Raw genomic sequence first — 13,660 nt, 5'->3', positions numbered from 1 at the left:
CAGTGTGGATCGTTTAGAAGCAGAGCACTGGCGCAAAACAGCCCCCGGGCGAGGGGCCACCGCAATCCCTCAGATCGGCCGCGATTATCACCGGGCGGCCCCCTTGCACGCGTCATTCCGTAAGTTTCAAGAAAATCACACCAGGCCGCACAGACGGCCATCAATCAGCACATCACGTTGAGGTACCATGAACCCAGCAAACGAGAATGGCCCTATACAGGCCAGCGACTTCACCGACCTTGCAGCCCGGCGCGCTTGGCTTGCCTCCGCACCAGCCACGCATGCCGCCCACCGCGAGGTCAGTCCGGTCGAGACGTGGGCCAAGCGCGAGAAGGACGAAACGACGTTCACGGGCCTCCGGCTCTGGCGCACGCTGAACGAGCCGCCGCGTTTCGCTGCGAACGATAACGAGCCCGATGATGAGGACATCGAGGCCGGCGAGCAGTCGGTCGCTCCGAACCTCGATCGCGAGCTGGTCGATGTTTCGGCCAAGCAGCTGATCTATGCCTACGAACACGGCATGACCCGCTGGGTGGGTAATCGGCTTGTGAAGGTTTGGTCTGGGCACCAGTGGACGACCCCGGACGCTGAGTTTGGAGGGGTGCGCCAGCGGAAAAGCGAGAAGGCCGACACCGAAAATTGGGACGCTGAGATGCCCGACGCTCAAGCAGAGTTGGCGCGCGTGTTGGACACCGAGAAGCTGCGTGCCCGCCTAGGCCACAAGGTGACCAGGATCTTGGACATGGCGACATCCGACAGCACACTCGCGGAGATTGGTGAGTATCTGGGACTCAGCGGGCAGTATGCGGTTCGGATGGCCGGTAAGGAGGTCCGCGCGGCGGTGGTGGCGATGAACGCGGCTATCGCAGGCAGTGAGAGGGTGGCGGCTTAAAGCCAGAAGGCGACGTTCACTCGCCTTCACTCCTCTCAGGATTGCAGAGCCTTAAAGATCTCGGAGTCCACGTCTTTTCATCTCGTCCTCCACCTCTTTGAGCAACTTGAGGAGTTCGGGACCGTCCATGTCCTCACGCGCGGCACGCTTATAGCGCTCCACAATCGTCAGCTCAGTCTCTGAAAAAGGCCCTGCCTCGTTTCCCATCGCCGTCTCCCTATCCCTTAGAAGGCGGGAGCATTGCGGCTCTCAGTCACCGATAGAGGCCACGAGCCGTGCGGTGATGCCGAACGCTAGCACGGCGACAATGGCATTGTCTCTGCAAGAATTGAGGGAACGATCAGTCCGGCCGCAATGTAGCTGATTGCCTTGGCGGATATCTGGTCACCGGCGCGTCAAGGAAGGGATCGTCGTTCGGCGTCCACAGCGACCACCCGATGATTGGCGGCAGTTTTCAGGAACATCGCTCCTTGCAGCAAAATGCCGGATTCGTCGCGGTCCTGGATGGACAGGGAGCCTTGTCTGCCGGCGAGCGCCATGTCGCGCGCCGCGTCGGCAAGCGCAACCAACGCAGCTTTTTCGGCCGCTTCGAGGTTTGGCAGTTCCTCGCCGGAGTCATCAGTCCACAGGCTCGCGTCGTCGCGATAGTCAAAATAATAACGCGGCATACGGTTGTGAATCCGGAGGCGCCGCCAACGTTCCTACATCGACAGCGATCTCTTATTCCAGGTTCAACAGAGTTCCGCCATCCACTCCCTCAGGGGCTCCACATTCAGGGGGGCTCAGGCATGTACGCTCGCAAGCCCTCCAATCCCTTTAGTCTTTAGCGGCAGATTTTCTGCCCCGACGTGACGTGCCCCACTCGCGCGGGTTCGATCCCCGCGCATCTCTTTCCACGGCCGAGAGCCGTCAGCCGCCAGTCGGCTTTTTCCGCAACCACCTAATCGACATTTTTCATTGAGGAGTAGAAAACGTGGCGAAACTCGCCAACGTCCTCGCCGCGGTCAATGCCCTTGGCTTTGATCCTGCGAGAGTTAAACACGTGGCTCGCCGGCTGAGCGAGGCAGGGAAGATCCCGTCCGGAGGTCCCGCACGGTCCCCAGAATTGGGCGAGGACGACGTCCTGCGCTTGATCGTGGCCGTAGCAACCTCGCCAAAGCTTCGCCAGGCAGAAACGTCTGTCGATACCTACGGAGCATTGACACCCGTTGGTGCTCAGATTGCGGACGATGCTCCCGACGGTTTTCGATGGAATGCGGCCGATGCCATTGCTGTCGAAGTCAGTTTGGCGCGGGCGGGCGAAGGCCAGGCGCGGCATTCCTTCATTAGCTTTACCCGGTCGTGGCCGGAAATCGTGATCGAGCGCCCAGAGGGCCGAGTCGTGCGATTCCGCCAGCCTGGGGCAAACGCCGGGCATTGGGCGAAAGGTGGTCACCGGACGGCCACCACGATTCCGGTCGCCGCGCTTGCCGATATTCTTGATGCACTGTTTGGAAAGGTTGTTGCCTGATGGCGCCTTTGAAAGCGAAGAAACCCGCCGACACTTATGTCGTGCCGAGCTTGACTGATAGCTCCAGCGAATACGCCAGCCTTCTGGCGAAACAGGTGGAATTGCAAACTCGCTATGGCGAGTTGAACACCGAGCGCGGCTTGCTCCGGCGCGAGATCGAGGTGGCCAAAGCGGCGGGCGGCAAACATCCTTCGATAGCTGTGGCTCAGCTGCTCGGGGACAACACGGAAGCCAGCGTGGCCGGTCTTTCGAAGAAGCTGCGTGAAGTCGGAACGGAGATGGCGAACGTTGAGGCCGCCACGGAAATCTTGCGCAGGCGTATTGATGAAGCGCGGGACGCGGCGAGCAAGGTCGTTTGCGACACGGTGCGCCAGGAATATCAGCGCCGCCTGGCCGCTCTGTGTGAGGCTGCCAGGGCTCTCGAAGTGGCCCGAGAAGACCATGACACGCTGCTGGACGATGTAGAGCGCGAGGACGTGCGCCTCTGCGCGTCGATCTCGGTCGCCGGTCGCGCGCCCTTTCGCGGAGCCGCGGGCCCGGAGGGGCGCTTGGTCATGCCGCTGCTTTCAAGCGCTTCTTAGTGAGCATAGAGCGGACGAACTTGTCCCATCTTGCCATACCGGCACGCTTCTCAGGCATGTAATGCCAGCGGTCGTAGTTCTTAGAGCTGACGTCTTGCAGCGCATGATTTTGAAGACGATCTCGAATTTCCTTCGACACGCCAGCCTTGCCGGCCAGAGTCTTGAACGTTCGCCGGAGGTCCCGGTTTGTTGCATATGGGATCACGCCGCGGTCTCGCTGGCGCCAAACGAAGCTATAGAGCGTACCGTGGCTCACGGGCTTGGATGGGTCCTTCGCTGAGGGAAAGAACCAGCCGTACTCATTTGGCTTGATCGACGCAATCAGTTCGGCGGCGATCGACGGCACTGGGACGGCGTGCGGCTGAAGGTTCTTGGTTTTGGACCAGTCGATGATCTTCTCCGGCGCATCCCATTGATCGACATGCAAGCGCGCGATTTCCTCGACGCGTTGACCGGTCAGCATGATCAGCTGCACAGCGCGAGGATAGGAGGGATGAACCGGCGTATCGGGGCATTCCAGCCAGCGATAGAGTTGAACGAATTCTTCTTCGTTGAGCCAGCGCGTGCCCTGGACCTTGGGTTCGGTCGGAATTTCCGAGGCCGGATTGTATGGGATACGGAAGCGGCGCGGGGATGTGTTCCGATAGTCGTTGTCCGATTTCATCCCCCAACTATATGCCGCGTGGATGTAACATCGCACGTGATCCGCCATCGAGCGGGCGCCACGCTCGTAGATCGGTCGGATAAGCTCGACGATCTCCTCAGACTCGATTTCGCGCGCGAGTCGGTTGCGCCCGAGCGTGTCGGCGATCTTGTTAAGGCCTTTCTCTGTCTCCTTCCAGGACGGCTTGGCGGCGGCCTTGAGCGACGCGACATAGCCCTCGAACAGATCAGCGACGGTCCCGGGGCGGGTGTCTGTTGCGATCTTGATGCTCCGACCCTTCTGGATCACATCGGCGTAGTCGCGCTTGAAGATCTCGCGCGCCTGAGCCAAGGACGTGGATGGATAAGCGCCGAGCTTCTTTTTCGCACGTTTGCCGTCCCGCCATTGCTGCGCCATCCAGTCGGCGGTCACGCGCTTCGGCATCGGCTTGAGGACGAGGACGAGTCGGCCGGTACCTCGGCCTTCACCATCTGCGAGGTTTTCTTGTTTCCGGTTGAGCTCGACGCGCCTCAGCGCGTGTCGGATCGCGGTGTCGGTCAGGCTTGGCATGGCGTTTTTTCTGTTCCGCAACTGGGATCGGTCGGGGAGAAACGGGGATCGTTTGCTGGGGTCGGAAGGCCGTGCTCTACCCCTCTAACCGCTCCCAATTTGCCATGGCCGCCCCCAGTGCGCAATGCGCTAGAAGTACTAATTGTATAGGTGTTTCAAAGGTATCGAGCGTGACCAAGCGTGATCGCGAAGGGGGGTAGTCGGGTGATTGTGCACCAGGATCAGCGCGGTCGCGGACAGCTCGAGCGCGCGCTTGATCACCTCGCGCGGGTAGACCGGGGTGTGGTCGACCGTGCCGGTCTGCTGCACCTCGTCGGAGATCAGCTGGTTGCGCTTGTCCAGGAACAGCAGGCGGAATTGCTCCTTGTCGGCAAACGCCATGCTTGTGCGGCAATAGGCGATCACCTCGTTCCAGGATGACAGCGCGTTGCGGCTGTTGACCTCGCCCTTGGCAACGCGATGCGCGGCCGCGGCGATCAGCTTGAGCTGGTTGATCGCGGACTCGCCGACCCCCTCGACCTCGCGCAAGCGCGCCACTGGCGCATGCACGACCTCGGCGAACGAGCCGAAGGTCTTGATCAGCGTCTTCGCCAGCGGCTTGGTGTCGCGCCGCGGCAGCGCGGCAAACAGCGCCATCTCGAGCAGCTCGTAATCGCTGAGCGCATCCGCGCCCGCGCTATAGAAGCGCTCGCGCAGCCGCTCGCGATGGCCGTGATAGTGCGGCGTGTCGTCAGGTCTGCTCTTGTCGTGGTCCGGCTTGGCGGGCATCGGCCGCCAGCATTGCCGGGGATGGTGGTTTTTGCAACCGTCAATTGCGCGCGCCTTGCATAGGTGCGCTTCCGGCATGAAGCGGATGATGATCAGCCGACCGTTTTTCCCGCCCTTCGTCTCAGCTGGCGATCATGGGCCCTGGTGACGCCAGAAGCTATCGTTGGGCACGACGCCTGCGGGATCGGCAGCCAGGTCCGGCCTGATACGATCGAGGAAGTACATCGGGGTGGGCCCCTTGCCCTTCACCTCGATGCTGCCGCGCGGTTCGCAGGTGAAGCGCGCTTTGACCAGGTTCCAGGTCGCCTCGGCAATGTTGATCCGTCCGGGATCGGCGGCCGCCTGCAGACGCGCGGCGACGTTCACCGCGTTGCCCCAGATATCGTAGCTGAACTTGCGCGTTCCGACGACGCCAGCGATGACCGGGCCGGTGTTGATGCCGATTCGCGCCATCCAGAGCGGCAGCCTCAGCCGTTCGCGCTGACGGTTCGCCTTGGCGAGCAGGTCCTGAATCTCGAGCGCCGCCAGCGCGGCATCGACAGCGTGCGTCCGGTTGATCTCGGGCAGGCCGCCGGCACAGAGATAGGCATCGCCGATGGTCTTTATCTTTTCGAGCCGATGGCGCGCAATGATCTCGTCGAACGTGCTGTAGTACTCGTCGAGCTGGTGCACGACCTGCGCCGGCTCGATCGCCTCGACGTGCCGGGTGAAGTCGGCGAAATCGACGAAGAGGATGCTGACCGACTGGTAGAAGCGCGGCCGCACCTTCGCGTTGGCCTTGAGCTCCTCGGCGATCGCAGGGGGGAGGATGTTGAGCAGGAGCGCATCTGATTTGCTCCGCTCCGCCTCCGCCATTGCGCGCGCCTTGTCGAGCTCGGCCAGCATCTCGTCGCGCTCGCGGAGTCTACGTCTGAGCTCGAGCTGAGCCACGGCCTGACGCGAGATCCGCCGCACTGCTTCTTGCTGCTCGAAGCTGAGCTCGCGCGGCTCGAAATCGATGACGCACAGCGTTCCGAGCGCGTATCCCTCCTCGCTGATCAGCGGCATGCCGCAATAGAAGCGCAGCCCGAACTCGCCGGCGACCAACGGCGAATCGCTGAACCTCGGATCCTTCGTGAGGTCAGGCACATACATGAGATCGTCATGGCAGATCGTCGCCTGGCAGATCGAGATCTCCTTGGGCACGTGCGTAAGGTCAGGCGGCAGGCCGCACTTGGCCTTGAGCCATTGTCGCTTGTCGTCGAGGAAGGTCAGCAGCCCGGCGCTGCAGCCGCAGATCTGCGCCGCCAAGTCCGCCAGTTCATCATAGGCGATCTCCGGCGGCGTATCGAGAATGCGATAGGTTTCGAGGGCTTGCTGCCGCGCCTGCTCGTTGTCCGGCAGGTAGATCTTCATGTCGTCCGCCACCGCTCGACAGAACCCGCCATGACCATATCTCCATGCCCAGTCAAGACGCCTGCATTAGAACACCGGAGGCGGATCATGGAAAGGTGCGACTCCCTGCGCAGTCAGCGAAACCGACGTGATTGTGGTCATGCTTTTCCTATCATGCACGTGCTTTCACCTCGACGTCGGCCGCCTGTTGCCCGTCGCGTGCGTCTCAGCGCTGTTGTGCGGGGCCTTCTGGCGAAGGCAAGATCTGGGACGATCAACCGAGACCCGGACTCGGGCCTAGGTCAGTAAGCGCGTCCTCGACGCGTTGGTGCGCAAAGGCAGAATCGCCACCCGCCAAAGGGGGCCGCCGCTAGCAATAGCTGACGCACCGGGCTCACCCGATCTGCTTCTCGCCGTGCCGCGCCGATAGCGTGAAGATCTCGACGCCGGTCGCCGTCACGCCGACCGAGTGCTCGAACTGCGCCGACAGCGAGCGGTCGCGGGTCACCGCGGTCCAGCCGTCGGACAGGATCTTCACGTGCGGCTTGCCGAGATTGATCATCGGCTCGATGGTGAAGAACATGCCGGGCTTGAGCTGCACGCCCTCGCCGGGCCGGCCGATATGGATGATGTTCGGCTCGTCGTGGAACATGCGCCCCAAACCATGGCCGCAGAAATCGCGCACCACGCTCATGCCCTGCGGCTCGACGAAGCTCTGGATGGCATGGCCGATGTCGCCGGTGGTGGCGCCGGGCTTCACCGCGGCGATGCCGCGCATCATGGCTTCATAGGTCACCTCGATCAGCCGCTCCGCCTTGCGGGCGATTGGGCCGATCGCATACATCCGGCTGGAATCGCCATACCAGCCGTCGACGATGAAGGTGACGTCGATGTTGACGATGTCACCCTCCTTCAGCGGACGGTCGCCGGGCATGCCGTGGCAGACAACATGGTTGAGCGAGGTGCAGGTCGAGTAGCGGTAGCCGCGATACATCAGCGTCGCCGGATAGGCACCATGGCTGAAGGCGAAGTCGCGGACGAATTCGTCGATTCTGGAGGTCGGCACGCCCGGCCCGACGATGTCGGTGAGCTCGTCCAGGCACCTGGCCACCAGCGCGCCCGCCTTGCGCATGCCGGCAAAGGCGGCAGGCCCGTGCAGCTTGATCTGTCCGGTCTTGCGCAGGGAGGTCTCGGTGGCGTCGACGTAGCTCATGCGTGTCAGGTCTTCTCGGGCTGATCTCGATGTCGGTGGAAAGGCTTGATTTCAGGCCCCAATCTAATGATTGGCAGGCTTCATGCAAGCCGAAGGGCCTGCTTGGGGGGTGAAAGTGACCTAATTCGGCACTTCCACGGCGGTTTCCACCGGCAGGGCGCCGCCGCGGATGCGGATTTCGCGGACGGGATAGGGAACCCGGATGCCCTCGCGCTTGAAGGCGTCCCATAGCTCCAGCATCACGTCGCTCTTGACCTTGTCCATGCCGTCGGGGTCGGCGATCCAGAAGGTCAGCGAGAACTTCATCCCGGCTTCCGCGAACTCGGTCAGGAGACAGGTCGGCGGCTTGCCCTTCTGCGCGCGCGGATGAGCGGCGGCGGTCTCGGCGGCGAGCGTACAAACCAGCTTCGGGTCGGCGTCGTAATTGGTGCCGAAGGCGATCTTCACCAGCGTGTTCTTGTCGGTATAGGTCCAGTTGACGACCTTCTGCGTCACCAGATCCTCGTTCGGGACCAGGAATTCGCGCCCGTCGCCGGCAGCGACGGAAATATAGCGCGTCTTCATCGCGCTGATGCGGCCGGTGTTGTCGCCGATGGTGACGAGATCGCCGGGCTTCACCGATTTGTCGGCGAGCAGGATGATGCCAGAGATGAAATTGGCGACGATCTTCTGCAGGCCGATACCGATGCCGACGCCGACCGCGCCGGAGAACACCGCGAGCGCCGACAGGTCGATTCCGACCGCGCCGAGCGCGATCACGATGGCGACCGTGAGCAGCCCGATGCGGATGATCTTGACCAGCAGCACCTGCACCGACGGCGTCAGGTCGGTGGTCGAATTGATCCGGCTCTCGGCGAAATTGCTGGCGATGTTGGTGAGCCAGAGCGCGATCAGCAGCAGCGCGCCGGCCTTCAGCGCCAGGAGGGGGGTCAGCCTGAGGCCGCCGAGCACGATCGCGAAGGAATCCAATAGGTCGACCGTCGCATCGAGCTGGCCGACGATGGAGAGCGCGGCGATGAACCATGCCGTGATCGACACCAGCTTGACGATGAAGGCGTTGCGCAGCACCGAGGTCACGAGCCGGATCACCAGCCAGGCGAAACCCAGCTTGGCTGCGACCATCAGCAGATAGGAGCGGCTCGGCCAGGTCGCGTGATACATCACCACGCGCGAGACGATCACGAGCAGCGTGAACACCGCCGTCGAGGCGCTGGCGACCATGACCCGGACGAAATGCCGGAGCGGCAGCGGCCAGCGCATCGCCAGCGAGGTCAGGTCGACACGGCTGCGAATAGCGGCCTCCGCGGCATAGGCGATGCCGGCGGCGGCCAGGATGAGGCCGAATTGCAGGTAGAACCAGGGTGAGGAGAATTCTGCCCCGACGCTGCGTGCGGTGGTCTGCACGAGCTCCATGAAGTCTTTGAGGTCCATGTCCATCGGGTCTCGTCGGCAAGCGGGGAGGAATTGATTCGAGGGCGCCGGACAATCCCACAAAGGACGCGGCCGGGCCATCGATACACCGTGAAGTGAAGCGCGTTAAGGCCGTAAAACACGGGCAGATTGCCGCGAAGCGCGAAAATGGGTTGGCGCGCGAGTCCACCAACGATAAGGATGAAATTCCAGCGATTTTTTACCCGGAAGGTGGATGGCCTCTCTCGATTCCGTCAGTCTCGCCATATTGCTCGGCGCCGTCCTCGTCATGGCCGGCATCCTCTCCAGCTTGCTGGCGCTGCGCTTCGGCGCGCCCTTGCTGCTCGTCTTCCTCATCATCGGCATGCTCGCCGGCGATTCCGGCCCAGGTCAGCTTCAGTTCGACGACGTCCGCACCACCTATCTGGTCGGCTCCGTCGCGCTCGCCCTGATCCTGTTCGACGGCGGCCTGCGCACGCGCTTTGCCAGCATCCGCACCGTGCTTGCGCCGTCCGTGGTGCTCGCGACAGTCGGCGTGCTGCTGACCGCGCTGGTCACGGCGCCGTTCGCCAAATATGCGCTCGACCTCAACTGGTCGGAGTCGCTGCTGGTCGGGGCGGTGGTGGCCTCGACCGACGCTGCCGCCGTATTCCTGCTGGTGCACACCCAGGGCCTGCGTCTGCGCCCGCGCGTCGGCGCGACGCTGGAGGCCGAATCCGGCACCAACGATCCCTTCGCGATCTTCCTCACCTTGATGCTGGTGGAATACATATCGCTGGGATCGAGCTCGCCCGGCCATGTGCTGATGGAGTTCATCCAGGAGGCGGTGCTGGGTGCCGTCGTCGGCGTGCTCGGCGGCCGCCTCGTCGTCATCGCGCTCAACAAGGTCGCCCTGCCGCAGGGCCTGCATGCGCCCTTCGTGACCACGGCCGCGCTCGTGATCTTCGGCGGCTCGCAGATCATGCACGCCTCCGGCTTCCTCGCGGTCTATCTCGCCGGCATCATCATCGGCAACCGGCCGACCCGCGCGCATAATTCGGTGGTGACGTTCCTCGACGCCGCGACCTGGCTGGCGCAGATCGTGATGTTCGTGCTGCTCGGCCTTCTGGTCTCGCCGAGTCGGTTGGGTTCCAGCGTGCTGCCAGCGGTCGCCGTCGCGCTCGTCTTGATGCTGGTGGCGCGCCCGCTCGCGGTGTTCGTGTGCCTGTCGCCGTTCCGCTTCAACTGGCGTGAGAAGATTTTCATCGCCTGGACGGGCCTCCGCGGTGCGGTCGCGATCTTCCTGGCCTCGATCCCGATGCTGGTCGGGTTGCCCAAGGCCTATCTCTATTTCGACGTGGCCTTTGTCGTCGTCATCATCTCGCTTCTGCTGCAAGGCTGGACCCTGGCGCCGGCCGCGCGCAAGCTGCACGTGGCGCTGCCCCGTGCCGACCGCGGCCCCCGCCGCGTCGAGCTCGATCTGCCCGGCCAGCTCGAGCAGCAGCTGGTCGGCTATCCGGTGCGGCCCAAGAGCCTGTATTTCCGCCGCGGCCTGATCCCGTCCTGGTCCAAGCCGACACTGGTGATCCGCAACGAGCACATCCTGACGCCGACGGAGGCCGATCCAATCGCACCGGGCGACTACATCTATCTGCTGGCGCCGCCGGAAAAGGCCGAAGCGCTGGACCGTTTCTTCGTCGACATGCAGCCGAGCACCGCGCCCGATCCGCATCTGCTCGGCGACTTCATGGTCTCCGGCGAGCACACGCTCGCCGAGCTCGCCGCGATCTACGGTGTGAAGGTCGGCGAGGACGACGGCAAGCTGACCCTGGCAGATTATTTCGACGTCCATCTCGACCACGCGCCGAAAGAGGGCGCCGAGCTGCCGCTGGACGAGATCGTGCTGGTCGCACGATCAATCTCCGGCGGCCGCGTCAACGTCGTCGGCCTGCGTCTGCCGGAAGAAGACGAAACGCCGCCGCCGCTGACCCGCGCGCAGGCGGTGAGAAAGAAGCTCGCCGATGTCTGGACTTCGGTCGCCGGAGTTTGACTTGCGAAGAGGAACTGCCACCAAATCGCCGCAACCGCCGAAGTTTTGCGCGGCTTCGTGACATCCGGATCCGGAACGCTCCGCATTGCCTCTCGTTCTAAGCTGTATAGAAGTTTGGACTGACAGGAGTACGCCAATGCGAAAGTTCGCCCTTCCGATCGCGACTGTCCTCGTGCTGGGCGCAGCGGCGCCGGCTATGGCCTACGACACCGGCGATCAGATCTCGATGCAGGTTGCGCTTGACGTCGCGACCGATCTTGGCGTTGCGACGGTGTCGCACACGAACTTCCTCGGCGACGAATGGCAGATTGAGGGCCGCGACCGCGCCGGCCGCTGGATCGAGGTCGATGTGGATGCCCGGACCGGCGAAGTGCGAAACGTCGACCGCGGCTGGTAGCGGGGGTTGGCCCGATCACGTCAGCACCTTCACCCCGCCGAACGACGTCACCCGCCCCTGCTTGAGCATCACGATCTGCGTCGCGAGCTGGCGCAGCTCGGCGACGTCGTGGCTGACATAGACCATCGGCACATTGGCCTCGTCGCGCAGCCGCACCAGATAGGGCAGGATCTCGAGCTTGCGGCCCTCGTCGAGCGCGCCGAGCGGCTCGTCGAGCAGCAGGAGGCGCGGCTTCGACAGCAGCGCGCGGCCGAGCGCGACGCGCTGGCGCTCGCCGCCGGACAGCTTCCCGGGACGGCGATCCCTGAGCGCGCCGATGTCGAGCAGGTCGATGATGCGCTTGTGCTGCGCCGGATCGGGCGCAAGCCCGTTCATTCGCCGTCCGTAGTCGAGGTTCTGCGCCACGCTCAGATGCGGAAACAGCCGCGCATCTTGGAACACGTAGCCGATGCGGCGGCGGTAAGTGGGCACGTGAATGCCGGCCGCGGTGTCGTCGACGATCTCGCCGTCGATCGCGATGGTGCCGCGATCGGGCCGCAGCAGGCCGGCGATCATGTTGACCAGCGAGCTCTTGCCGGCGCCCGAGGCGCCGAACAGCCCGATGACGCGCCCCTCGCTGCTGAAGGAAGCGGACAGCGAGAATTCACCGAGCTGTTTTTCGACGTCGACGCGCAGCATGGTCAATTCCCGTGCAGCCGCTGCGTGGCGCGGCGGGCGAACCATTCGGCCGCGATCAGCGCACCGATCGCGAGCACGATCGAGACGATCACGAGCCTTCCCGCAGCGGCATCGCCGTCCGGCGTCTGGATCAGCGAATAGATCGCGGACGAAATCGTCTGGGTCTCTCCTGGAATGTTGGAGACGAAGGTGATGGTGGCGCCGAACTCGCCGATCGCCTTGGCAAAGCCCAGCACCATGCCGGCGAGCACGCCCGGCAGCGCCAGCGGCAGCGTCACCGTGAAGAACACTTTCCACGGCGCTGCGCCGAGGGTCTCCGCAGCCTGCTCAAGCCGGCGGTCGATCGCCTCGATCGACAGTCGCATCGGCCGCACCAGCAGCGGAAACGCCATCACGCCGCAGGCGAGCGCAGCACCGGTCCAGCGGAACGCGAAGACGATGCCGAGATGGTCGGCGAGAAAGCTGCCAATGAGGCCTTTGCGACCGAAGCTGAGCAGCAGCAGATAACCGGTGACGACGGGCGGTAGCACCAGGGGCAGATGCACGAGTGCGTCGAGCACCGACTTGCCCCAGAAATCACGCCGCGCGAGCAGCCACGCCAGCGCAATGCCGAACGGCGTCGCGACCAGCGTGGCAATGACGGCGACCCTGAGCGAAAGCAGGATCGCCGTCCATTCGGCGGGAGAGATGTCGAACATCAAGCCGTCATATCAGGTCGCAGAAACAGGTTGCAAAATCAGGTTTGCAGGAATCAGGTCGCAACAATCAGGTTGTGGGGCTGATCAGGAACTTGAAGCCGTATTTTTCCAAGATGGCCTTGGCCGCCGCCGAGCGCAGGAAGGCGAGATAGCCGTTCGCCTCCGGCTTGGCAGTGCTGGTCGCCGCGACCGGATAGACGATCGCAGGATGCGAATCCGCCGGGAAGGTGCCGACGATCTTCACGCCCGGCTCGACCTTGGCGTCGGTGGAATAGACGATGCCGAGCACAGCCTCGCCGCGGGCGACCAGCGTCAGCGCGGCGCGCACGCTCTCGGCCATGGCGAATTTCGGCTCCGCGGCCTGCCAGGCCCCGAGCTTTTCCAGCGCTGCCTTGGCGTATTTGCCTGCCGGTACCGACCTGACGTCACCGGTCGCGATCCTGCCGTCGCCGGCGAGCTTGGCGAGATCGAAACCTGGCGCGATCGTCACGCTGTCAATCTTGGAATCCTTCGGCGCGATCAGCACGATGCTGTTGCCGAGCAGATTCACTCTGGAAGGCTCGTTGATGGTCTTCTTGGCGATCGCGTAGTCCATCCAGTCGGTGTCGGCCGAGACGAACACGTCGGCCGGCGCACCCTGCTCGATCTGCTTGGCCAGCACCGAGCTAGCGGCGTAGCTGACGCTGAACTTGACGCCGGTCCTGGCGGTGTAGGCGGCGTCGATCTCGTCCAGCGCGTTCTTCATCGAGGCGGCGGCGAACACGGTGATGGTCTTGTCCTCGGCCGCGGCGGGCGCGACGGCCGTGCTGGCGAGAATGACGAAGGCGGTGAAAAGTCCTGATAGACGAAACATGGATGCGCTCCGTGCGGGCTCGCGCGCGCAAGGTTGCACGCGCG

15 protein-coding genes are annotated in these 13,660 nt (G+C 63.6%); 5 read left to right on the top strand and 10 right to left on the bottom strand.

The annotated features are described in order from the left end of the window. The first annotated feature begins 187 nt into the window (after nucleotides 1-187). On the top strand, nucleotides 188-892 hold the full coding sequence (locus tag I6F37_RS17250) for a hypothetical protein (RefSeq protein WP_225152103.1): 705 nt from the start codon (nucleotides 188-190) through the stop codon (nucleotides 890-892). 51 nt (nucleotides 893-943) lie between these two features. Here I6F37_RS17250 and I6F37_RS17245 read toward each other — a convergent pair whose 3' ends face one another. Together I6F37_RS17245 and I6F37_RS17240 are read right to left on the bottom strand one after the other, a co-directional pair. Then, on the bottom strand, nucleotides 944-1,099 hold the full coding sequence (locus I6F37_RS17245) for a hypothetical protein (protein ID WP_225152101.1): 156 nt from the start codon (nucleotides 1,097-1,099) through the stop codon (nucleotides 944-946). 188 nt (nucleotides 1,100-1,287) lie between these two features. After that, the gene (locus I6F37_RS17240) at nucleotides 1,288-1,560 is read right to left on the bottom strand and encodes a hypothetical protein (RefSeq protein ID WP_225152099.1); all 273 of its coding nucleotides are present in this window, start codon (nucleotides 1,558-1,560) and stop codon (nucleotides 1,288-1,290) included. Nucleotides 1,561-1,865: 305 nt separating this feature from the next. Between I6F37_RS17240 and I6F37_RS17235 the strand changes: the two genes are divergently transcribed. Both I6F37_RS17235 and I6F37_RS17230 read left to right on the top strand, forming a co-directional pair. Beyond that, complete coding sequence (locus I6F37_RS17235) at nucleotides 1,866-2,402, top strand: hypothetical protein (protein ID WP_225152097.1); 537 nt, start codon at nucleotides 1,866-1,868, stop codon at nucleotides 2,400-2,402. Continuing rightward, entirely contained in the window at nucleotides 2,402-2,983 is a 582-nt protein-coding gene (locus I6F37_RS17230; protein ID WP_225152095.1) for a hypothetical protein, read from the top strand. The genes I6F37_RS17235 and I6F37_RS17230 overlap by 1 nt, the downstream gene beginning before the upstream one ends. On the opposite strand, the gene I6F37_RS17225 is transcribed toward I6F37_RS17230, so the two are convergent. The 5 genes from I6F37_RS17225 to I6F37_RS17205 form a co-directional block, all read right to left on the bottom strand. Then, nucleotides 2,955-4,196, bottom strand: a complete 1,242-nt coding sequence (locus I6F37_RS17225; protein WP_225152093.1) for a site-specific integrase — start codon at nucleotides 4,194-4,196, stop codon at nucleotides 2,955-2,957. The genes I6F37_RS17230 and I6F37_RS17225 overlap by 29 nt on opposite strands. A 138-nt stretch (nucleotides 4,197-4,334) precedes the next feature. Continuing rightward, nucleotides 4,335-4,964: a RadC family protein gene (locus I6F37_RS17220; RefSeq protein WP_225152091.1), complete on the bottom strand. Its 630-nt coding sequence runs from the start codon at nucleotides 4,962-4,964 to the stop codon at nucleotides 4,335-4,337. Between the two features lie 132 nt (nucleotides 4,965-5,096). After that, entirely contained in the window at nucleotides 5,097-6,359 is a 1,263-nt protein-coding gene (locus tag I6F37_RS17215) for an adenylate/guanylate cyclase domain-containing protein (protein ID WP_051057161.1), read from the bottom strand. A gap of 373 nt (nucleotides 6,360-6,732) precedes the next feature. Further along, entirely contained in the window at nucleotides 6,733-7,551 is an 819-nt protein-coding gene (map, locus tag I6F37_RS17210) for a type I methionyl aminopeptidase (RefSeq protein WP_036014218.1), read from the bottom strand. A 120-nt stretch (nucleotides 7,552-7,671) separates the two neighbouring features. After that, nucleotides 7,672-8,988, bottom strand: coding sequence for a mechanosensitive ion channel family protein (locus I6F37_RS17205; protein ID WP_036014217.1), 1,317 nt, complete (start codon nucleotides 8,986-8,988; stop codon nucleotides 7,672-7,674). A gap of 208 nt (nucleotides 8,989-9,196) precedes the next feature. Here I6F37_RS17205 and I6F37_RS17200 point away from each other — a divergent pair, with 208 nt between their 5' ends. Next, entirely contained in the window at nucleotides 9,197-10,990 is a 1,794-nt protein-coding gene (locus tag I6F37_RS17200; protein WP_225127050.1) for a potassium/proton antiporter, read from the top strand. A gap of 136 nt (nucleotides 10,991-11,126) precedes the next feature. Beyond that, nucleotides 11,127-11,387, top strand: coding sequence for a PepSY domain-containing protein (locus I6F37_RS17195; protein ID WP_036014215.1), 261 nt, complete (start codon nucleotides 11,127-11,129; stop codon nucleotides 11,385-11,387). 15 nt (nucleotides 11,388-11,402) lie between these two features. On the opposite strand, the gene modC is transcribed toward I6F37_RS17195, so the two are convergent. From modC to modA, 3 genes are all read right to left on the bottom strand, one after another. Continuing rightward, the gene (gene modC / locus I6F37_RS17190) at nucleotides 11,403-12,065 is read right to left on the bottom strand and encodes a molybdenum ABC transporter ATP-binding protein (protein ID WP_036014214.1); all 663 of its coding nucleotides are present in this window, start codon (nucleotides 12,063-12,065) and stop codon (nucleotides 11,403-11,405) included. Between the two features lie 2 nt (nucleotides 12,066-12,067). Then, nucleotides 12,068-12,763, bottom strand: coding sequence for a molybdate ABC transporter permease subunit (gene modB / locus I6F37_RS17185; protein WP_225114603.1), 696 nt, complete (start codon nucleotides 12,761-12,763; stop codon nucleotides 12,068-12,070). Between the two features lie 67 nt (nucleotides 12,764-12,830). Beyond that, nucleotides 12,831-13,616 carry a molybdate ABC transporter substrate-binding protein gene (gene modA / locus I6F37_RS17180; protein WP_225152089.1) on the bottom strand — a complete coding sequence of 262 codons (786 nt, stop codon included), beginning with the start codon at nucleotides 13,614-13,616 and terminating at the stop codon, nucleotides 12,831-12,833. Nucleotides 13,617-13,660: the final 44 nt, after the last annotated feature.

Source organism: Bradyrhizobium sp. NBAIM08, from assembly GCF_020193935.1.
Taxonomy (GTDB): Bacteria; Pseudomonadota; Alphaproteobacteria; order Rhizobiales; family Xanthobacteraceae; genus Bradyrhizobium; species Bradyrhizobium yuanmingense.
This window is presented reverse-complemented; position numbering and strand designations above follow the sequence as displayed.